Source organism: Fumia xinanensis (genome assembly GCF_014384905.1).
GTDB classification, from domain to species: Bacteria; Bacillota; Clostridia; order Oscillospirales; family Ruminococcaceae; genus Fumia; species Fumia xinanensis.
The window spans coordinates 14,682-35,501 of the sequence record NZ_JACRSV010000001.1; the positions used below are offsets into that span (position 1 = coordinate 14,682).

Consider the following 20,820-nt stretch of genomic DNA (forward strand, 5'->3'; position numbering starts at 1 on the left):
TTGCATTTATTCACAATAGGCCCAGACTGCCGTCTAAGGGAAGCCCTGAACGGATGAGAGTTTTACTGGACAGGGTGGGGCACCCGGAACAGAAGCTTTCTTTTGTCCACATCACTGGCACCAATGGCAAAGGCTCCGCTGCTGCCATGATTTCCAGCATCCTCATAGAAAGCGGTAAAAAGGCGGGGATGTTTACATCGCCTTATGTCTGCGACTACCGGGAGCGGTTTCAGATCAATGGAACGCTAATTTCTAAAAACAAATTGACGAATTTAATAAAAAAAATACAAATTGTAATTGACGAAATGGAGAAAAAACGCCATTTTGTCACCGAATTCGAGCTGGGAACGGTTTTGGCTTTTCAATATTTTTTGGAACAGCAATGCGATGTTGTTGTGATGGAGGTGGGAATTGGAGGCGAACACGACGCCACCAACGTGATTCCTCCACCTCTTGTTTCTGTGATGATGCCGGTGGGTATTGACCATGCGGGGATACTGGGGAATTCTCTGAAATCCATCGCCCGGGAAAAAGCGGGAATTATCAAAGGCAATCCGGTAGTGAGTTATCCGCTGCAAGCACCGGAGGCGCTTGAGGTCATTATGGCGCGATGCGCCCAAACCGGAAGCCGGCTTGTGATGCCTGCCGCTGCTTCGATTAAGATTTACCGTTCCGATTTACGAGGGACGGCCTTCCGTTACGGAGATCAGGAATATTTTGTCCCTCTGATTGGGGAACATCAGGCCTATAACGGGGCGGTGGCAGTGGAGACGGCGAAAATTCTGGGAGTTGCTTTGGATACGGTAAAAAGAGGCCTGTCAAAGGCACAGCTGCCCGCCCGGATAGAGATTCTCCGCCAAGATCCACTGATCATATTGGATGGTGCCCACAACCTGGATGCTGTAAAGGCTCTTTGCGAAAATGTTAAAAAGTGGAACATCCCTCATCTTGCCGCGGTGGTGGGTATGATGAAGGATAAAGATGTGGAAGAGGTGCTTTTCTTGCTTTCCGACGTTGCTGAAAAAATCCGGACAGTTTCCATCGATTATCCCCGGGCGGCTACAGCTGAACAACTGGCGGAAGAGGCGCGTACGTATTGTGATGATGTCCAAGCGCTGGGAACCGTCCAGCAGGCAGTTCGATGGGTTTTAGAGCAGCAAACGCCTGTGTTCATATGCGGCTCTTTTTACTTGGCAGGGGAAATGAGACACTTCCTGTTCTAGAAAGCGCCCCAAGGTTAAACGACTGCCCCACAGAGAATTCTATATTTCTGCCTAATGTTTTCCCTTCTCTTGACATCTGTTTTCGATTCATGGTAAAATATTTCATATGGGAATGAAGTTCTCCCTAGGATTAATCCTAAACCGCTTTTTGAGCTGATGACTTCTGTGATTTTTTAATCGCAGACGCGTCAGCTTTTTTATGTGCTGCGAAAAAAGGAGAGGGTTTTATGTTAATATCACTGGCGCTCGTATTCATGTGCGGTATAAGTTTAGGGGCGGTTTTTCAAAAACTGAAGCTGCCAAGTCTGCTGGGAATGCTTCTGACTGGAATTCTGCTTGGCCCGTATGTGCTGAATTTACTGGATCCCACCATTTTAAACATCTCCTCAGATTTGAGGCAGATTGCCCTTATCATTATCTTGACCCGTGCCGGGCTCAACCTGGATATCAGGGACCTAAAACGGGTTGGACGTCCTGCCGTTCTTATGTGTTTTGTTCCGGCTTGCTTTGAAATCGCGGGGATGGTGATCTTTGCGCCTCTGTTCCTCGGTGTCACACGGATGGAAGCCGCTGTTATGGGCACGGTTATTGCGGCCGTTTCCCCTGCGGTAATCGTTCCTAAAATGCTAAAACTGATGGAGGACGGATATGGGAAGCACAAAAGTATCCCCCAAATGATTATGGCGGGTGCCTCTGTTGACGATGTGTTTGTCATCGTATTATTCACTGCATTTACCGGCCTTGCAAAAGGCGGCAGTATTGCGCCGATACAGTTTTTAACGATTCCGACATCTATCCTCTTTGGACTGTTCGGCGGCCTCATTTCCGGACTGCTCCTCGTATGGATCTTTAAAAAAGTACATATCAGGGACAGTGAAAAGGTGGTGATAATTCTGTCTGTGTCGTTCCTGTTGGTCACAGCGGAACACAGTCTGACAGGAATCATTGGTTTTTCAGGACTTTTGGCGGTGATGGCGCTGGGGGCCACCTTGCAGCAGAAAAAACAGGATTTGGCGAAGCGCCTCTCCGGCAAATTTTCCAAACTGTGGGTCGGCGCGGAAGTGCTGCTTTTTGTACTGGTGGGAGCTACCGTAAATATCAACTACGCGTTAAAAGCTGGAGCGGCCTCTGTACTGCTGATTTTATGCGCATTAGCTTTCCGCATGGCTGGTGTGTTTGTATGTGTCATTAAAACTTCACTGAGCAAAAGAGAGCGCGTATTTTGCGCGCTTGCTTATATGCCCAAAGCGACGGTACAGGCGGCCATTGGCGGCCTGCCGTTTGCGATGGGATTGGCCTGTGGTAATATGGTTCTAACCGTGGCTGTGCTGTCTATCCTGATTACAGCACCTCTAGGGGCGGTACTTATAGACACCACCTATCAAAAGCTGCTGGATAAGGACCGGGCGGAAACAGATAAAATGTTGGAATAAAAATCTGGCATTTTGTTTGCGACTAAAAAGAAGGGCTTTTGAGCCCTTCTTTTTATCCCAATGTATGTTCTAGAAAGATTTTTACACCGATGAGCACAAGGATCAATCCCCCGAAAATTTCTGCCTTCTGCCCCAAAAGCCCTCCGAACTTTTTGCCGATGAGGATGCCGATGAGAGAACAAATGAAGGTGATCCCGCAGATGATGCCGGCGCTTGTAAAAATGTTCAGCCCTCCGTGGATAGCGGCAAAGCTGATTCCCACCGCCAGCGCGTCGATACTGGTGGCGACGGCCTGTACCCCCAGCATTTTGAGATTCAGTTGTTTGGTGGCGTCGCAGGCTTCGGGATGGCGAATCTCCCGAATGGCCTCCACAATCATCTTGATGCCGATAAATCCCAGCAGCACGAGGGCGACATAATGATCAATACTTTCAATATATTTGGTGAAAGCAATTCCAGCGAACCATCCGATGACCGGCATGATCCCCTGAAAGAGGCCGAACGCGCCGGCGGTCAGGAGTGCCCATTTTCGGTTCATATTCTGATAGCACATTGCGTTGGAGATAGAGACGGCCAAAGCGTCCATGGCCAGGCCAATCGCCAAAATCAGTACAGTCGTCAGTCCCATAATGATTCCTCACTTATCGATTGATTTGTCGGAGAGCAGAAATACAATAAAAAAGACTTTTAGCACATAATTGTGCTAAAAGTCTCGTTCCAATCACAAATGAAAGGTGCATGACCACCGGGGGCCCCGGAATATGTTGACCATACAAAACAACTACTCCCTTTTAACTGCCCTCCATTGTATCAGAAAAAATTATCTTTGTCAAATCCTGACATTATTTTTTTATAATTGGATGTTCCTTGGAAGCGTATTCATCCGTGGTAGTAGGAAGCCCTTTTTTTGAAAGCCGCCACTCGGCAAACTGCCGAACAAGGGAATAAATTACTGCGAACAGAGGAACACCGATGAACATGCCCAGGGGCCCCATCAGGCTTCCAAAAATTGTGATGGCAAAGATTACCCAAAAAGCTGACAACCCGGTAGAATCGCCGAGAATTTTCGGCCCAATGATGTTCCCGTCAATTTGTTGTAATACCAAAATGAAAATAGCAAACCACAATGCCGTCCACGGCTCCACCATCAGGAGTATCAGAATGGAAGGGATGGCTCCGATAAAGGGGCCAAAGTAGGGAATGACGTTGGTGACTCCGACGATGACGCTGATGAGCATTGCGTAAGGCCATCCGAAAATGCTCATAAATACAAAGCACAAAAGCCCAATGATGAAAGAGTCTAAAATTTTACCGCTGATAAAGCCGCTAAAGATATCATTGCTTTGATGAATAACAACGGCCATTTTTTCCACGGATTTTTCTGGGAAAAGGGCGGTCAACAGCTTGCGGATACGGGCAAAAAACAGTTCCTTGCTAAACATCATGTAAACCGAAATGATAAACCCGATAATAACGTTCAGAACACTCGCCGTCACATTGACAGTGGTTTGAATAATCTGTGGGATAGCCGACGTAAGGGCAGTGGACAGATTTTTCAGCATATCCTGGAGAGTGTTAAGCAGTTTGTCAAAGGTGGTTGCCTCCAAAGCATTCAGATCAATATTTTGCAAATCGTATTTTTCTGCCAGCTCCATGGCAATTACTTTCAGCTGTTCCATCCAACTGGGCACCTGGGAAGCCAGGGTGGCGAAGCTCTGTGCAATTTGTGGTATTACGATGCGGAAAAAAACAATGAGTACGATCAACGCAAAAAGATAAGTAAAAATAACCGATAAAGTCCGTCTGGGCCGGGGCTTCAATTTTCCTTTGAAGATACGTCCCAACGTCCGTTCGCAGTACTTGAGCACAGGGGTCAAAATATAGGCGATGGCGAATCCCCAAAGAAAAGGGGTCAGAATGGAAAAAATTTTTGAGAAGAACGCCCCCACCTGCGAAATGTTGGAGATTCCAATGACGATAGCCGCACCGATAGCGATGACGATTAAAGTATATGCAGCGATGGTGTTATATTTGCGGTTGAAGTCAAATTTCATGAGGCTCTGTTCCTTTCCGGCTAGGTGCCTGTTTTAGACGATAATACTGTCCAGAATATCGCCGATACTGCCTTGAAGCAGCAGATCGGCGGAACGATCCCGCGGAGTTGAAGACTTATTTATCAAAACCAGCCGTTCCCCTCTATAATAGTCGATGAAGCTTGCTGCGGGGTAAACCGCGAGGGAAGTTCCGCCGATGATGAGCAAGTCGGCGTCGTGGATGGCTTCAATAGAGCGCTGGATTACCGCTTGATTCAGAGGCTCTTCATAGAGAACCACATCCGGTTTGATGACACCTCCGCAGCTGCAATGGGGAACGTTTTGGGTGCAGGTAATTTCTTCGACAGAATAGGATTTGCCGCATTTCATGCAGTAGTTGCGGTAGACTGAGCCGTGCAGCTCTAAAACATTTTGACTTCCCGCCTTTTGATGCAGATTGTCGATGTTTTGGGTAACGATGGCACGAAGTTTGCCGGTTTGCTCCAATTCCGCCAGTTTTTTGTGGGCTCGGTTGGGAAGGGCGTCCAAATACAGCATTTTCTCTCGGTAAAACTTGTAGAAGTCTTCGGTTCGTTCCATAAAAAAATGATGGCTCAAAATCGTTTCTGGAGGGTGGTCGTATTTCTGAAAGTAGAGCCCGTCGGTACTCCTAAAGTCCGGAATCCCACTTTCAGTGGAAACGCCCGCTCCACCAAAGAAAACGATATTATCGCTTTGCTCGACCCACTTTTGCAGCATTTCAGTCTGCATATCCTCACCCGTCCTTATTCGTCTTTGAGCATAAGTCCTACTGGGCAGTGGTCGCTGCCCATAATTTCCGGATATATCACGCTGTCCAAGAGTTTATCCTGAAGCGCCTTGGAAACAATAAAGTAATCAATGCGCCATCCGGCGTTTTTTTCCCGGGCATGGAACATATAGGACCACCAGGAGTAGCATTCGGTCTTATCCGGATAGAAAAAGCGAAAGCTGTCTAAGAAACCGTTTTCCAGAAGCTTTGACATCCGGCCCCTCTCTTCGTCAGTAAATCCGGCGTTTTTTCGGTTGGTTTTGGGATTTTTCAGGTCGATCTCCTGATGGGCAACGTTCATGTCCCCGCAGACGACGACCGGTTTGACTGCATCCAGTTCTATAAGATAATCTCTGAAATCGTCCTCCCACTTCATTCGATAATTAAGCCTAGCCAAATCTCGTTGGGAGTTGGGGGTATATACGTTTACGAGAAAAAATTTTTCAAATTCAAGCGTAATGACCCGCCCTTCGTGGTCGTGTTCATCGATACCGATGCCGTACTGGACTGAAAACGGGGGAACTTTGGTAAAGACCGCAGTGCCAGAGTAGCCTTTCCTCTCAGCGGAATTCCAGTACTGCTCATAGCCCTCCATAATAAAATCCGCCTGCTCTGGCTGCATTTTTGTTTCCTGAACACAGAAGATATCTGCGTTTGATTCCTTTAAAAAGTTCATAAATCCTTTATTCATACAAGCCCGAAGACCATTAACATTCCAGGAAATCAATTTCATAAAAGGGTCCTTTCTTCTTACATGATTCTGTTTTACGGCCAATTTTAAACGAAATTTTTCGCATCTTTGACAGAGAACACAGCACGTATTATGTGCTGCCTGTGGATGTAATCCCCCAAATTTTGCTGCGTAGAACGCGATAAGGGAGAAACGCAGAGATAATTGCCCCAAATAAAATATTCTCACTTATTCCGATTCAGAGGAACAAAAGTGTTTGTGACACTTTGCTGTATGCTAGTGAGAGTATTATACCATTATTGCCACAAAATGTCAGCCATAACTCAAAAAATCCTCAGCATGTTAACGAATTTGTAAAGGTTTCGAAAAAATCATTTGGAAAGGATTTTATCATCAGAGAGAATATGGTAAAATATTCGCAAATGGGTGAAAAGGTTTTCTATCAGAAAAATTTTTTTGAATGCCTCATACCGGATAAATTCTGTCATGAGACGATGAGAATGTTCCTTGTGGACCTGTAAATATGGTGAAACAACTGTAATCTGTTTTATAAAAAGATCAATAGAAGGGTATTGACGTTATGTGGAAACTGAAACAATATTTAGGCCGCTATAAAAAGCAGGTCATCATCGGCCCTCTGTTCAAGTTTACCGAGGCGGTTTTGGAACTGTTTGTTCCACTGGTGATGGCACGAATTATCGATATCGGCGTCGCCGGCAGGGATTTGCCTTATGTGCTCAAAATGGGAGGATTCCTGCTGCTCTTGGGGGTGGTGGGACTGGGGTGTGCCCTTATTTGTCAGTACTCAGCTTCCGTCGCTTCTCAGGGGGTGGGTACCATTCTGCGAAATGATCTGTACCGTAAGATCAATAGCTTTTCCCACGCTGAAATCGACCGTTTCGGCACCCATTCGCTGGTCACGAGGCTGACAAACGATATTAACCAGCTGCAGGTGGCGGTGGCGATGCTCATTCGATTGGTGGTGCGAGCACCGTTTTTGGCAATCGGTGCCGTCGTGATGGCTTTTACCATCGACCTCAAACTGTCGCTTATTCTTCTGGCGACTCTACCTCTCATCGTGTTGGTTTTATGGCTCATTATGGGCAAGTCAGTGCCGTTTTTCAAGGTGATGCAGAAAAAGCTGGACCGGATTTCTCTCATTACCCGGGAGAATCTGGAGGGTGCCCGGGTTATCCGCGCTTTCTCCAAGCAGGAGAGCGAAAAGGCTCGTTTTGCTCAAGCCAGCGACGACCTGGCCGATACGGCGGTTGGGGTAGGGAGGCTTTCCGCTTTGCTCAATCCGTTGACTTATACTATTATGAATATCGGCATCGTGGCTGTTTTATGGTTTGGCGGCGGGCAGGTAAGTGGAGGAGATTTGACTCAGGGGGAAATTATTGCGTTTGTAAACTATATGACCCAGATTTTACTGGCGCTGGTGGTAGTGGCCAATTTGGTAGTGACCTTTACCAAAGCGTCCGCTTCGGCGGCTCGAGTCAATGAAGTTTTGGAGACAAAATCCTCCATTATTTCAATTAATCAGACTGCCGTTGAGGCGAAAACGAATATGCCCCAGATTTCCTTTCAGAACGTGGAGTTTTCCTATCAGGGGGCGGAAGAGCCATCCCTGCAAGGGATTACAGTAGATATTGAACGTGGTGAAACGGTGGGGATTATTGGAGGGACCGGAGCGGGTAAATCAACCTTGGTCCATCTCATTCCCCGATTTTATGATGTCACAGAGGGAAAGTTATTCATCGACGGGGTAGACGTAAAAGATTACCCCCTTTCTCAATTGCGGAAAAAAATAGGACTCGTCCCCCAAAAGGCTGCAGTGGTTTCGGGCACGATTGCAGAAAATCTGCGCTGGGGAAAAGAGGATGCATCCGATGAAGAATTGATTGAAGCGCTGAAAACAGCCCAAGCTTACGACTTTGTCACAGCGCTGCCCGATGGTCTTGAATCTTATATCGAGCAGGGGGGCAAAAATGTTTCCGGAGGTCAGAAGCAACGGCTCACCATTGCGCGAGCACTGGTGGGCAAGCCCGAAGTATTAATACTGGACGACAGTGCCAGCGCCCTTGATTTTGCCACCGATGCGGCGCTGCGAAAAGCGCTCCGGAAAGACACGGCGGGGATGACGGTACTCATCGTCTCTCAGCGGGCGGGCTCCATCCGGCACGCCGACAAAATTATTGTTTTGGACGATGGCGAAGTGGCAGGAATCGGCTGCCACGACGATTTGTTCGATAACTGTGCTGTCTATCGTGAAATCTGCCTGTCCCAGTTCAGTGCAGAAGAGGCAAAAGGAGGGGCATTTCATGAATAAGCTGGTACTCAAGCGCCTTCTTTCTTATACAAAACCATATCGCGGCTTTTTGGTGCTAGCTCTCCTTTGCGCTGTCATTAGCGTGGCATTATCCCTGCTGGTGCCGGTGCTCATCGGTGACGCTGTCGACTTGATTATCGGGCCAGGTCAGGTTGACTTTGATGGACTTCCGATGATTCTCTGGTGGTTGGCAGGCTGCATCCTGGGTTCCTCCCTTTTTCAATGGCTTATGTCCTATTGCACCAATGTGATCACCTACCGGACCGTCAAAGACCTGCGTATCCAACTTTTCAACAAGCTGAGTGCAGTGCCCTTAAAATTTATCGACCAGACCGCTCACGGAAATATCATCAACCGAGTGGTCAACGACATTGATCAGGTTTCCGACGGGCTGTTACAGGGTTTTACCCAATTGTTTACCGGTGTTGTGACTATTCTCGGCACATTGCTGTTTATGCTGTTTGCCGACCCACTGATAACTCTGGTGGTGGTCGTGTTGACTCCTCTTTCGCTGTTTGTCGCTTCCTTTATCGCCAAAAATTCCTACAAGCATTTCCGAAATCAGACGGTGACTCAGGGGGAACTGACCGGATACATTGAAGAGATGATAGGCAACCAGAAGCTGGTCAAAGGTTTTGGCTATGAGGAGCGGGCCGAAGAAAAGTTTGGGACAATCAATGAAAAACTCTACGGACAGGGGCAGAAGGCGCAGTTTTATTCCTCTTTGTCGAATCCCTGCACTCGGTTTGTCAATGCTGTCGTCTATGCGGCGGTGGGAATCATCGGGGCGGTGAGCGCCATTTATGGCAGATTGACAGTTGGACAGATTTCAATGTTTTTGAGCTACGCCAACCAATATACCAAGCCATTCAACGAAATCACAGGCATTGTCACCCAGCTGCAAAGTGCCTTCGCGTCAGCGCAGCGGGTGTTCGCGGTGCTGGATGAGCAGCCGGAAATTCCCGACGCCCCCCAGGCACTCCGAAAAACATCCTGCGAAGGCAGGGTGGAGTTGTCGGACGTGTCCTTCTCCTACGACCCGGAGCGGCCGCTCATCGAAAACTTAAACCTTCTCGTCCATCCGGGTAACCGGATCGCCATTGTCGGCCCCACCGGCTGCGGCAAAACGACTCTTATCAATCTGCTCATGCGGTTTTACGATGTAAGCGAAGGGGCAATCTCGGTGGATGGAACCGATATTCGAAACATCACCCGGGATTCCCTGCGGGGAAGCTACGGCATGGTGCTCCAGGAGTCTTGGCTTTTCTCGGGGACGGTGCGGGACAACATCGCCTACGGCAAGCCCGACGCCACCGACGAAGAAGTCAAAGCGGCGGCCAAGGCTGCCCACGCCCATGGTTTTATCCGAAGGCTCCCTAACGGCTATGACACCGTTATCGCAGAGGATGGCGGCAACCTCTCTCAAGGCCAGCGGCAGCTTCTTTGTATTGCACGGGTCATGCTGGTAGATCCGCCCATGCTGATTCTCGACGAGGCCACCAGCAATATCGACACCCGCACCGAGCTATACGTCCAGGAGGCGTTCCAGAGGATGATGGAAGGGCGCACCAGCTTTATCGTCGCCCATCGCCTTTCCACCATCAAAAACGCTGACACTATTCTCGTTATGGATAAGGGCCATATCATTGAGCAGGGAAACCACCGGGAACTGCTGCAAAAACAAGGATTTTATTACCGATTGTATAACAGTCAGTTCGCTGCATCAGAAGATGCATCATAAATAGAGAAGCAGAGGTATTAGCCTCTGCTTCTCTATTTATGATGAAATTTTTCATAGCATCGGAAAAGGCAAAGCCACTGTACGTACAGCGTATTCCCCGAACGTTCGATTTGCGGAAGATGCGATTGCTTTAAGGAAGTTGCAATTTGTTTTTTCGTCAGCAGATGGTTCGGACCGAAAAGGCCGTGCTGAAAGGAATGGGTGATGAATTTTTGGTAGGATTGCCGCGTATTCAGGGGAATATCCGGCGTTTCTTTTCGGCGGATGCAGAGCAGCACGCAGTTCGCCGACGGCGACGGATGAAAATCCTCTTTTCGGAAATAATAGACGATTTTAAGATCAAAAAATGGCTTTAGGAGCAGGGAACTGAGACCATCAGCAGGTTTTCCACAAAATCGTTTCGCCGCACCTTTTTCCATAATGAGATAGGCTTCTTTGGGCGGGTTCGGCGCGTCGGTGATTTTGCGAACAATGTTTGTCGTAATGGAAAAGGGAATGTTTGAAAAAATTTTATATTCCACACTTGGTAGGATTGCTTTTAAAAAGTCCTCTTTTTTTATGGTGCAGTTAGGGAAATCGTTTTGGACGGCAAGGAGTTTTTGATAAAGCTTTTCGTCTATTTCATAGGCGCGCACCGACTTGCATTTTCGGGCAAGTGCTTTTGTGATATGGCCTTTTCCGGCTCCGATTTCGATAACGGAATCCTTTGGGCCAAGATTTGCGATGCGGATGATTCGGTCAATGGTCTTTCGACTGGTCAGGAAATTCTGGGAGATAGAATACCGGTTTGCTCCCTTACTATTATTTTTTGACATAAAAAATACACCTCATATGATTCGTTAGTATCATAAAAAGGCACCTTTAATAGACCGTGTAAAACGGTTCAATTAAAAGTGCGATTTTAACGAATACGAACGATTGTTATACACATGAGACGTATGATTCTCCTTTTAGTCTGATAGTAGTATTATAGTATCGGTGACATTGAAAGTCAAGAGGCAAAATAACCCCGTCCCTGTTAGCAGGGACGGGGTTTAAAATACCCTATTCTTTTACCCGATCCTTGACCATCTGGGAGAGCTTAACGATCAAATCGTCCAGGCTCATGGTGCCCAGGTCGCCTTCGGAACGGGAACGGACGGCAACGCCGCCGCTTTCCACTTCCTTGTCACCTAGTATGAGCATGAAGGGAACCTTTTCCAACTGGGCCTCCCGGATTTTATAGCCGATTTTCTCGTTGCGGTCGTCTAGCTCCAGTCTAAAGCCGGCGGCAGTCAGCTTGTCGGCAACTTCCTTGGCGTAAGCGTGCTGATGTTCGCTGATGGGGAGCACTTTGATCTGGACGGGAGCAAGCCACAAGGGAAACGCGCCGGCAAAATGCTCGGTGAGAATGCCAATAAAGCGTTCCACTGAGCCGAAAACGACACGGTGAATCATGACGGGTCGGTGTTTTGCGCCGTCAGCACCGGTGTACTCCAATTCAAACCGTTCTGGCAGCTGATAATCCAGCTGAATGGTGCCGCACTGCCAGGTGCGTCCCAGACAGTCGGTGAGATGGAAGTCCAGCTTGGGGCCGTAGAAAGCGCCGTCCCCCTCATTGATCTGATAATCGTAACCCAGTTCGACGATGGCGTCCCGCAAAGCGTCTGTGGCAATGTCCCAATCCTCTTTTTCGCCGATGTGGTCTTCCGGCATGGTGGACAGCTCGATGTGGTAGGGGAACCCAAAGGTGCTGTACACTTTGTCGATGAGGCGGACGACCCCTTTGACCTCGTCCTTGATCTGGTCAGGAGTCATGAAGATGTGGGCGTCGTCCTGGGTGAAATTGCGCACCCGCATCAAACCGTGGAGCGCGCCGGAGAGCTCATGACGGTGAACCAGTCCCAGTTCGCCCATGCGAAGGGGCAGGTCGCGGTAGGAACGCATTTTAGTCTTGTAGACCAGCATGCCGCCGGGGCAGTTCATGGGTTTGATTGCGAAATCTTCGTCGTCAATTTTCGTCGTGTACATATTGTCTTTGTAGTGTCCCCAGTGACCACTGCGCTCCCAGAGGGTGCGGCTCAGGATAACAGGGGTGGAGATCTCCTGATACCCTGCCTCCCGATGCAGCTCCCGCCAGTAATCGATGAGCAAATTGCGGAGCACCATGCCCTTGGGCAAGAAAAAGGGGAATCCGGGGCCCTCTTCCATGATAGTAAAGAGTTCTAAATCCTTGCCGATTTTGCGGTGGTCGCGCTTTTTGGCCTCTTCTAGCATGGTCAGGTATTCTTCCAGCATACTGGCCTTAGGGAACGCAGTGCCGTAGACGCGGCAGAGCTGTTTGCCCTTGGCGTCGCCCCGCCAGTAAGCGCCGGTGCAGTTTGTGAGCTTTACTGCCTTCAGAGGGGCGGTGGACATCAGGTGGGGGCCGGCGCAGAGATCGACAAAATCGCCCTGCTGATAGAAGCTGATGTTTTCGCCTTTGTCAGCGTGCTCGTGGCAAAGCTCCACTTTATAGGGTTCGCCCATGTCCTCCAGCTTTTTGAGCCCTTCCTGAGCGGGAAGCTCAAACCGCTCCAAAGAAAGCCCTTCCTTGACGATTTTTTTCATCTCTTTTTCGATTTTATCCAAATCGTCTGGGCCGAAAGGCGTTTCTACGTCAAAATCGTAGTAAAAACCGTTGTCAATAGCAGGGCCAATGGCTAGTTTCGTATGGGGATAAAGCCGTTTAACCGCTTGAGCCAACACATGGGAAGCGGTATGCCAAAACGCCTTTTTGCCGTCCTCTTCGTCAAAGGTAACGATTTCTAAGTTGCAGTCGTTGTTAATGGGTGCACGCAAATCGACAACAGTCCCGTCGATGCGTCCGCAGCAGGCATTGCGGAAAAGCCCCATGCTCAAATCCTTTGCGATGTCTCCCACCGAAACGCCCTGCTCGTATTCTTTGACGCTGCCGTCCTTCAAGGTAATTTTTACCATACTTTATCTTCCTTTCTCAAAAACAAAAAACGCCCATCCCAACTCTATGGGATGAAGCGTCTAACTCCATGGTTCCACCCAAATTGTTCGGAAAATCCGAACCGCTTGAAGGCAGTGTAACGGCTGCCGGCCGTTGCGCTTGATCCTCTGTAAAAGGGGGGTTACGCACTCTCTGAGGTGGTGTCGTCTTTTTCCGCCGTGAAACGCTTGCAGCCCATTTTGGCGTTTCTCTCTGAAACGGTTTTACGAAAAAGCCGCGTCCTCTTCAATGATTTCGCTTATTGAGTTGATTGTATCACTATCGAAAACGGTTGTCAAGGGTTGTTTTTGAGTGGGAGAAAAGGATTGGCATAGACAGTAATAGATTATATTACCCGATTAAAAAGTTTACGGATTTCTTTCATTTCATTTACTTCATAAGCCTTTTTCAGTAAAAAAGCCGCTTCATAATAAAACGCAGAGGTACTGGTTCTGCGTTTTTACGCTCTTTTCCTTTTTCCAAGCCTCTTTTTCCGTGAGGCAGGGTTATTCTTCGGCTTTTTGCGTACCGAATATCCAAAGGAACCCAGTTTTTCCCCAAGGGCAAAATATTCCCCATGAGAGTAGGCTACAAGCCCGCTTTGGTCCAAATGGAGTTTGCCGTTTTGATCCACCAGTACTTCGTCCACGTTGACGGCGACGATCTCCGCCAGAAACATGTCGTGGCTGCCCAACGGAATGACTTGATTTACCCTACATTCGATATTGACGGGGCTTTCTTTGATGAGAGGTGCTCCCACCTGGGAAGCGGGGGCTGGCGTCAGCTTGCAGACGGAAAATTTATCAGTGTCAGCCCCGCTTTTGACGCCGCAGTAATCCGCCGCCCAAGTCAGAGCCCGCGTGGTCAGGTTAATGACAAATTCCCTGCTCTCTTTAATAAGCGGATAGGAAAAACGTTGCGGCCGAACCGAGATATAGGTCATGGCGGGAATGGTATTGACAATACCTGTCCACGCTATGGTTAAAATATTTGGCTTTTCTAAAGAACCGCAAGAAACCATAACCGGAGGCACTGGCGATACCATTGTGCCCGGTTTCCACACTTGTTTACCCATACATTCTCCTTTTTACTGACCTAGTTCTTGGTTTCTTCGGGAGGCAGGTCGTTCATCGCATACTGACAGCACTGGACGATTAGATTGTTCAGTGAGATACCCTTTTTCTGCGCTAAGACCTCCATTTGACGAACCAATTCCTGAGGCATTCGAATTGTTTTGTTGATCATTTCCGGCTTTTGTACATGAAACATCATTGGTCCCTCCATACAAACATTGTATGGAAAATTCGCCGTATTTTATACACTCCATTTTCGCATATAAAAAATTATATCATATTCGCACTGGATTTGAAAAGGCCGGTATGATATAATAAGTATATTCTAATCTGGAATACAAAAATCGATTGCCATGCCATGTTGCTTTAAAAAACGGCAGGATTTAGAAAAATGCCCACATCCAAAAAAACCTCGGTTGGCGGACAAAGGACTGGGGTGTGCGGCTTTTAATACTAGGTGGGCAGGATTGGTGATGAGCGTTTCCTTTTGCTGGGCATTATTTCCCCACAAAAGAAACACTATGGGTTTCTCCCGCTGATTGAGATATGTAATTGCAGCATCGGTGAAGACTTCCCAGCCTTTCCCACGATGGGAATTCCCTTGTCCTGCGCGCACGGTGAGCACCGTGTTCAGAAGCAGGATTCCCTGCATGGCCCAATGCTCTAAATTTCCGTGAGAAGGCGGAACAACATCTGTGTCCGCTTCCAGTTCCTTAAAAATATTCCGGAGGGACGGGGGAATTCTTTCACCTTTTGGAACCGAGAAGGCGAGTCCATGGGCCTGATTGGGTCCATGGTAAGGGTCCTGCCCTAAAATTACAATTTTAACATTCTCATAAGGCGTCAGCTGAAAAGCGGTAAACAATTGCGGTTGCGCTGGATAGATTGTTGTTGCCTTATACTCACGGCATAAAAATTTCTGCAGTTGCTTATAGTAATTCTGACGAAATTGTTCCTCCAAAAAAGGGTCCCAGTCGTTGCATAAAATACCCATGATATCTCCTTTAGACAGAAAATTACATTTTATTGTAGCGGATTTCCACAAAATTGTAAAGGCAGCAGTTTCCTTTGCTGAGACCATATGGAAATAGTTTCCAACTCGCTTTACAAAGAAAACGAAAATAGGTATAATAAATTCAGGAATTTGTAATACATAAAAGAATACACTTATCTCCTATATGAATTAATATCTGTCTTATTTGGCACCGCGGATACTAAAATCCGTACAAAATATCGTTTCCGGTATCATACACTTGACCTACTTACACCGGCAACAGCATACCAATGAAACAGGGTGAAAAGAAGGGAGTTCTTATGGCCGGAAGAACCGATTGGTTGTATAAACTTTATCGCTCTCATGAGCAGCCATGCTTTTGCTTTGGACCAGATTTAAAGATTCTATGGATTAATGCCGCTGCAATGAAAGATTTTCCCCATGTAGCGGAGGAAAATGAACTGGCGGAATGTTTCCCCCAGTTTTCTTTTACTGGTTTGTTTTCCGAGGACAAGCCGACCTCGTCTTCGCTCCAAATTAATAACAAATTAGATGGCCAGGATCGCTTGGAAGTGCTAACTTTCCCCGACCCCAAAGAAGGCTCCCTCTATGTGGGAATTTATTATGGAAGCTGTCCTTTCCATTTGGCCAGCAGCGGCAACGAGCAGGGCAGCGTCAAGCTTCTTTCCTACTATATTCGGCAACGGATGACCAGTATCTTCAACCTTTCCGAGCTGATCTCGGAAAGACTGGTGGAGCGGGAAGATTATGAGTCAGCCTATCATATTCGGGATATTGAACGCAACTGTCGTTCTTTGCTCAAATTATCCTATAATTTCAACGCATACTATACGGTGTCTGACGAGAATGCTATTTATCAGACAGAAGTGGACTTTCACGAGTATTTTACTCCTCTGATGAATCAGGCCGAAATGATTCTCGCTGCCACGGGTCTGTCTTTTGTTTTCGACCCTGATTATCAAAACGGAATTGTCAAGTTGGATAAGGTGCTATTTGCTACGGCACTTCTCAATGTGGTAAATATCTCTTATCTATATGCTCAAGAAGAGGGGCATTTCATCTGTCGGACCGAGTTTTTTCCTGACGAAATGCTTTTGACTATGGAAGATAACGTAACTGATTATGAAGCAGTGACCACACCAGGCATTTTGGACGTAGTTGCGCTGGACGCTACCGGCGAACCTCCTGCTATGAAAAAAATGTGTTACGATATTCTGCAGAAGACCGTGGAACTTCACGGGGGTCAGTGCATTATTGCCGATAATCATCCCGGCGTCAAAATTCTCATCCGGATGAAGGCAAAGCTTATTGACAATGATTTTGTCTCAGATGAACCGGTATATACATCCAAACGGAGGGTGGGCGGAAAGCTGGGCATTGTAGATATTATGCTGTCAGACGTCACTTACTAAAAAATGCCGCAGAAACTTTTGAATTCTGCGGCATTTTATTATATGGAATTAAGTTATTGGTTTACATTTGCTTTATTTGTGCAGCAGCCCTTTTGCAGAAATAATTTAATTGCCCTGAGGCGGTTCACACAAATTTCCAGAAGTGCTTTACCATATGTTGCGCCTATACCCAATTTTGCATCTAACCTGGATGATTCAAATCAATCGTGCCAGTTTATAGGTGCTTATTTGCGGCAGATGTTCCCGCCAGTCGTCCCGATGCCCAGGCCCACTGCAGATTGAAGCCTCCGCAGTCCCCGTCCACATCCAAAACCTCACCGCAGGCATAAAGCCCTGGGACTAGTTTTGACTCCATAGTGTTGGAATTGAATTCTTTGACCGTTGCGCCCCCGGCCGTCACTTGGGCGTTGCGGAATCCATTGGTGCCCTTGACGGTGAGCCTCCAGGCTTTGAGCTGTGCCGCCAGCGCTTGCAAGTCTTTGTCTGCCAGTTCGGATATCCTCCTTGAAAGCGGAACCGGGGAAATCGTCTTGATGGCACACATCCCCAGCCGTTTGGGGAACATTCCCACCAAAAATTCCTCTAAGCTACGCTCTGAATGGGTGAAAGCTCTGCTTTTCAACAAAAAATAAAGCTTTTTTTGTTGAAGTTCCGGTGCAAGATCCAATAATAGGATAGCGCTTCTGTCCTCATGGAGCAACCGGGAAGCAGATCCCGAAATCTGCATAATAGGAGGACCCGACACTCCGTAATCAGTAAACAAGATTTCTCCGAATTGGGACCGAACCTCTTTTTTACCAGTAAACAGTCGAACCGTTCCGTCGATTTTCATCCCTGATAACGGTTTGATGGTTGTCACATCGGTTTTCAACTGAACAATGGACGGAATCCGTTGGGTAATAGAGTGGCCCAGCTTGTGCAGCAACCGATAACCGCTTTCGGTACCTCCAAGCTGAGGAGCCGCCTCGCCGCCGGCCGCTACAATGATTGCATCAGCGGCAAAGGACTTCTCTCCAGACAAAAGGAGAAAATCCCGCCCTCTGGGGCGAATTTCCTCAATCTCACAATTACAGACAGTCTGGACATGCTGCCGCTCTGCCTCCATGCGCAGCACATCTAAAACCGCCGAAGCCTGAAGAGGGCGGGGATACAGCTTCCCATCCTCCAGCTCGGTAATCATAAGTCCCATATCGTTAAAGAATTTTTCAGTATTATCCACATCGTAGGTTTGCATTGCGTGCAGAATAAAATCCGGATCGCCTCCATGATAGCGGTCAATTGTACAAAACCGATTGCTGATATTACAGCGGCCGTTTCCGGTTGCCAGCAGTTTTTTGCCTACTCGGGGACTTTTTTCAAAGATGGTTACAGTTGCGCCGGCTTTGGCAGCTGTGATTGCCGCCGCCATCCCAGATGCGCCGCCCCCGATGACTGCGATCTGTTTCAAGAAAGTCCCCCTTTCCAAGTATACTGGTCTTATTTTACCATACCTCCGATGCAAATGCAACGAACTCCATTCGTCCGAATAACTTATTTTGTGAAAAGTTATCCTCAAAAATCCAGGTAAAAGAAAAATTGTCGCCTGTTGAAAAAACAGGCGACAATCAAAGAGATATTTCGTATTGCTTCAGGCATCTGAATGCCCCTTGATGAGGTTCTTAGATTCTCCGCATTTTTTAAGAACAGGAAATTTTGCCCCTTACAAAGAGTGCACTCTGCGGCTGGCAAGGATATTGCCTTTGGAATCACCAATCTTTCCAGAAAATTCAACAATATTTTATGCAGCGGGACGCTGCCGCCTCGTTAAGGCGAAATTTCTTTTAATTTGTCAGGGTTTCCACTGTTTTTTCCAAGGTTTTGGCGTTTTCCACGTTGAGGGCGGTCACATCTTTGAGGGTTTTCTTGACAAGACCCGTCAGCACCTTGCCTGGCCCCAACTCCACGTAATTCAGATATCCGGCAGACTGTAGTTCTGCCAGTTCCGATGTGAAGAAAACAGGAGAGACGATGTGTTTTGCCAGATACTCGGCCATGTCGGAGAAATCTGTGAGCTTTGTTCCGGTGAGGTTTGCATAGAAATCAAGTTTGGGCTGCGAAAAGGCAAAACTTTTCGCGGCATTGTAGAATTCGTCGGCAGCAGGCTGCATCAGTTTAGAATGGAAGGCGGCGGAGACCGCTAATGGAATAGCTCTTTTGCCCATGGACATGAAGGTTTCCGAAGCTTTTGCCACTGCCGCCCGTTCCCCTGCTATGACGGTTTGGGCTGCAGAATTGTAATTGACAGGCAGGACGTAACCGGAAGTCTCCTCGCAGACGGCGGCGACTTCTTGGGCGGAAAGGCCCATGATGGCGGCCATAGCTCCATCGCCGCTTTCTGCGCATTTGCCCATGGCGGCAGCACGGGCCTTGATGAGCTTAAAGCCGTCTTCCATGCTGAGCATATCGGCAGCGACCATGGCGGCGTATTCTCCCAGAGAATGTCCGGCTACTGCCGAAGCATCGATGCCTCGTTCCCGAATACAGGCCAACGCTGCTAAACTGGTGGCCATGATAGCGGGCTGAGTTACCTGCGTTTTCGCTAAGTCTTCAGCGGTACCGTTGAGACAAATTTCCTTCAGATCAAAGCCCAGTACGTCGGAAGCGCAGGCGAAAACCTCCCCCGCTTTCGGAGAAGAGTTGATGAGTTCTTCTGCCATTTTGGGGTATTGTGAGCCTTGTCCTGAAAATAAAAATACGGTTTTTTCCATGGAATCGAATCCTTTCTAGTGTAAAAGTAATTTGCAAATCAGGTTTGTAACAATTCTGTAAACAATTGACCGTAAAAATAATGAAAAAGGGCTTTCTTGTCGTGTTTATGGGGGTTTTACCGGGAAATCCAGAGGATATTTATTGACAAAACGGTAACAAACCGATACAATATAAAAGATAGCCCAATATTTGGGAATCTTTTTCAGGGCGTTGTTTTGGATTATAATTTTCTTCACTATAACAAAATTTGCCGTAATTTGCAAGGCAGAAATGTTCATATATTTATGTTAAGATAACATCGGTTGATGTTTATGAATAGAAAGGTGAGGTATGCTATGGGTGTTAAGATTTTAGGGACGGGAGTCTGCTTTCCGGAAACCGTTGTAACGAACGGGGACTTTACAAGAATTGTTGAGACTTCCGACGAATGGATCGTGAAAAGAACTGGCATTCACACCCGCCGCATGACCGGACAACCCACCTATGTTTTGGCGGAGGAGGCGGCGAAAAATGCTGTTGCCGACGCTAAGCTAAGCCCGGAGGATATCGATTTAATTCTCTGCACTACTGTAACATCCGACTTTATAACTCCTTCTTTGGCCTGTGTAATACAGGGACGCATCGGCGCGAAAAATGCCATTGCATATGATATAAACTGCGCTTGCGCTGCGTTTGTTTACACCATGGATTTGGCTTATATGTATCTGGAACACGGATACAAAAACATCCTGCTGATTTCTGCAGAATGCCTTTCTAAAATTACTGATTTTGAGGATAGGGGAACCTGCGTACTGTTCGGGGACGGGGCGGGAGCCTGCGTCGTCTCGAGAGGCGAGGGAGGGTTTGCTTCTGCGCTGGGCTGCGATGGAACAGGGGCCAACACCCTGTTCGCCCGCCGTCACCGCAACGACATTCCCTTTGTGGACGTGGCGGACCCACAGGAAATCGACCATTTCCCCGACGCCAAGGACAATACGATTTATATGGACGGCCGGGAAGTATATAAATTTGCGGTAGGTGCCATGGCCACAGGGGTCAGGGACGCCTGCGAGAAATTTGGTATTACGCCGGGAGAACTTGATTGGGTCATTCCCCATCAAGCCAACATCCGCATCGTGCAGACGGCAGCGAAAGAACTGGGGCTGTCGATGGATAGGTTTATCTGTAATATCGCAGCCTATGGAAATACTTCCTCCGCCTGCATTCCCATTGCGCTGGACGAGGCTATCAAGGACGGCAGAATCAAGCGCGGCCAGAAGGTTTGCATCGTCGGCTTTGGGGCGGGGCTGGTTTATGGTGGTGCGGTATTTGAATATTAAAGAAGCTGATTTTGC

At 47.8% G+C, this 20,820-nt stretch carries 17 protein-coding genes and 1 riboswitch; of the genes, 6 read left to right on the forward strand and 11 right to left on the reverse strand.

The window, feature by feature from the left end; genetic code table 11:
- Positions 1–53: 53 nt before the first annotated feature.
- On the forward strand, positions 54–1,223 hold the full coding sequence (locus H8710_RS00080) for a bifunctional folylpolyglutamate synthase/dihydrofolate synthase (protein ID WP_249293345.1): 1,170 nt from the start codon (positions 54–56) through the stop codon (positions 1,221–1,223).
- Positions 1,224–1,322: 99 nt separating this feature from the next.
- A riboswitch (Fluoride riboswitch) is annotated at positions 1,323–1,396 on the forward strand.
- Positions 1,397–1,450: 54 nt separating this feature from the next.
- Positions 1,451–2,656, forward strand: coding sequence for a cation:proton antiporter (locus H8710_RS00085; protein ID WP_249293346.1), 1,206 nt, complete (start codon positions 1,451–1,453; stop codon positions 2,654–2,656).
- A 52-nt stretch (positions 2,657–2,708) separates the two neighbouring features.
- Here the strand turns inward: H8710_RS00085 and H8710_RS00090 are convergent, their stop codons facing one another.
- From H8710_RS00090 to H8710_RS00105, 4 genes are all read right to left on the reverse strand, one after another.
- A complete protein-coding gene (locus H8710_RS00090) occupies positions 2,709–3,284 on the reverse strand; it encodes a manganese efflux pump MntP (RefSeq protein WP_249293347.1) in 576 nt (191 codons plus the stop codon).
- A gap of 214 nt (positions 3,285–3,498) precedes the next feature.
- Positions 3,499–4,710 (reverse strand): AI-2E family transporter, encoded by a 1,212-nt coding sequence (locus tag H8710_RS00095; RefSeq protein WP_249293348.1) that lies wholly within the window; start codon positions 4,708–4,710, stop codon positions 3,499–3,501.
- A gap of 33 nt (positions 4,711–4,743) precedes the next feature.
- Entirely contained in the window at positions 4,744–5,460 is a 717-nt protein-coding gene (locus tag H8710_RS00100; RefSeq protein ID WP_249293349.1) for an NAD-dependent protein deacylase, read from the reverse strand.
- Between the two features lie 14 nt (positions 5,461–5,474).
- A complete protein-coding gene (locus tag H8710_RS00105) occupies positions 5,475–6,233 on the reverse strand; it encodes an exodeoxyribonuclease III (RefSeq protein ID WP_249293350.1) in 759 nt (252 codons plus the stop codon).
- Between the two features lie 538 nt (positions 6,234–6,771).
- Between H8710_RS00105 and H8710_RS00110 the strand changes: the two genes are divergently transcribed.
- Both H8710_RS00110 and H8710_RS00115 read left to right on the forward strand, forming a co-directional pair.
- Positions 6,772–8,520 (forward strand): ABC transporter ATP-binding protein, encoded by a 1,749-nt coding sequence (locus H8710_RS00110; RefSeq protein ID WP_249293351.1) that lies wholly within the window; start codon positions 6,772–6,774, stop codon positions 8,518–8,520.
- Positions 8,513–10,261, forward strand: coding sequence for an ABC transporter ATP-binding protein (locus H8710_RS00115; RefSeq protein WP_249293352.1), 1,749 nt, complete (start codon positions 8,513–8,515; stop codon positions 10,259–10,261). Before H8710_RS00110 ends, H8710_RS00115 begins: the two co-directional genes overlap by 8 nt.
- Before the next feature lie 32 nt (positions 10,262–10,293).
- On the opposite strand, the gene erm is transcribed toward H8710_RS00115, so the two are convergent.
- From erm to ung, 5 genes are all read right to left on the reverse strand, one after another.
- Complete coding sequence (gene erm / locus H8710_RS00120; protein WP_249293353.1) at positions 10,294–11,076, reverse strand: 23S ribosomal RNA methyltransferase Erm; 783 nt, start codon at positions 11,074–11,076, stop codon at positions 10,294–10,296.
- 229 nt (positions 11,077–11,305) lie between these two features.
- A complete protein-coding gene (gene thrS / locus H8710_RS00125; RefSeq protein WP_249293354.1) occupies positions 11,306–13,219 on the reverse strand; it encodes a threonine--tRNA ligase in 1,914 nt (637 codons plus the stop codon).
- Between the two features lie 479 nt (positions 13,220–13,698).
- A complete protein-coding gene (locus H8710_RS00130) occupies positions 13,699–14,313 on the reverse strand; it encodes a flavin reductase family protein (RefSeq protein ID WP_249293355.1) in 615 nt (204 codons plus the stop codon).
- Positions 14,314–14,333: 20 nt separating this feature from the next.
- Positions 14,334–14,510, reverse strand: a complete 177-nt coding sequence (locus tag H8710_RS00135; protein WP_249293356.1) for a toxin-antitoxin system HicB family antitoxin — start codon at positions 14,508–14,510, stop codon at positions 14,334–14,336.
- A 126-nt stretch (positions 14,511–14,636) separates the two neighbouring features.
- Positions 14,637–15,305, reverse strand: coding sequence for a uracil-DNA glycosylase (ung, locus tag H8710_RS00140; protein ID WP_249293357.1), 669 nt, complete (start codon positions 15,303–15,305; stop codon positions 14,637–14,639).
- Between the two features lie 320 nt (positions 15,306–15,625).
- Here ung and H8710_RS00145 point away from each other — a divergent pair, with 320 nt between their 5' ends.
- Entirely contained in the window at positions 15,626–16,738 is a 1,113-nt protein-coding gene (locus H8710_RS00145; RefSeq protein ID WP_249293358.1) for a hypothetical protein, read from the forward strand.
- A gap of 214 nt (positions 16,739–16,952) precedes the next feature.
- Here H8710_RS00145 and H8710_RS00150 read toward each other — a convergent pair whose 3' ends face one another.
- Entirely contained in the window at positions 16,953–18,335 is a 1,383-nt protein-coding gene (locus H8710_RS00150) for a BaiN/RdsA family NAD(P)/FAD-dependent oxidoreductase (RefSeq protein ID WP_346727092.1), read from the reverse strand.
- Positions 18,336–18,558: 223 nt separating this feature from the next.
- Complete coding sequence (gene fabD / locus H8710_RS00155; RefSeq protein ID WP_249293360.1) at positions 18,559–19,485, reverse strand: ACP S-malonyltransferase; 927 nt, start codon at positions 19,483–19,485, stop codon at positions 18,559–18,561.
- Between the two features lie 336 nt (positions 19,486–19,821).
- On the opposite strand from fabD, the gene H8710_RS00160 reads away from it, so the two are divergent.
- On the forward strand, positions 19,822–20,805 hold the full coding sequence (locus tag H8710_RS00160; protein ID WP_249293361.1) for a beta-ketoacyl-ACP synthase III: 984 nt from the start codon (positions 19,822–19,824) through the stop codon (positions 20,803–20,805).
- Positions 20,806–20,820: the final 15 nt, after the last annotated feature.

Bases quoted from the DNA above. Each gene is read 5' to 3' on its own strand.
- H8710_RS00080 (WP_249293345.1), top strand. From the start codon at position 54: ATGAGAGTTTTACTGGACAGGGTGGGGCACCCGGAACAGAAGCTTTCT.
- H8710_RS00085 (WP_249293346.1), top strand. From the start codon at position 1,451: ATGTTAATATCACTGGCGCTCGTATTCATGTGCGGTATAAGTTTAGGG.
- H8710_RS00090 (WP_249293347.1), bottom strand. From the start codon at position 3,284: ATGGGACTGACGACTGTACTGATTTTGGCGATTGGCCTGGCCATGGAC.
- H8710_RS00095 (WP_249293348.1), bottom strand. From the start codon at position 4,710: ATGAAATTTGACTTCAACCGCAAATATAACACCATCGCTGCATATACT.
- H8710_RS00100 (WP_249293349.1), bottom strand. From the start codon at position 5,460: ATGCAGACTGAAATGCTGCAAAAGTGGGTCGAGCAAAGCGATAATATC.
- H8710_RS00105 (WP_249293350.1), bottom strand. From the start codon at position 6,233: ATGAAATTGATTTCCTGGAATGTTAATGGTCTTCGGGCTTGTATGAAT.
- H8710_RS00110 (WP_249293351.1), top strand. From the start codon at position 6,772: ATGTGGAAACTGAAACAATATTTAGGCCGCTATAAAAAGCAGGTCATC.
- H8710_RS00115 (WP_249293352.1), top strand. From the start codon at position 8,513: ATGAATAAGCTGGTACTCAAGCGCCTTCTTTCTTATACAAAACCATAT.
- erm (WP_249293353.1), bottom strand. From the start codon at position 11,076: ATGTCAAAAAATAATAGTAAGGGAGCAAACCGGTATTCTATCTCCCAG.
- thrS (WP_249293354.1), bottom strand. From the start codon at position 13,219: ATGGTAAAAATTACCTTGAAGGACGGCAGCGTCAAAGAATACGAGCAG.
- H8710_RS00130 (WP_249293355.1), bottom strand. From the start codon at position 14,313: ATGGGTAAACAAGTGTGGAAACCGGGCACAATGGTATCGCCAGTGCCT.
- H8710_RS00135 (WP_249293356.1), bottom strand. From the start codon at position 14,510: ATGATGTTTCATGTACAAAAGCCGGAAATGATCAACAAAACAATTCGA.
- ung (WP_249293357.1), bottom strand. From the start codon at position 15,305: ATGGGTATTTTATGCAACGACTGGGACCCTTTTTTGGAGGAACAATTT.
- H8710_RS00145 (WP_249293358.1), top strand. From the start codon at position 15,626: ATGGCCGGAAGAACCGATTGGTTGTATAAACTTTATCGCTCTCATGAG.
- fabD (WP_249293360.1), bottom strand. From the start codon at position 19,485: ATGGAAAAAACCGTATTTTTATTTTCAGGACAAGGCTCACAATACCCC.
- H8710_RS00160 (WP_249293361.1), top strand. From the start codon at position 19,822: ATGGGTGTTAAGATTTTAGGGACGGGAGTCTGCTTTCCGGAAACCGTT.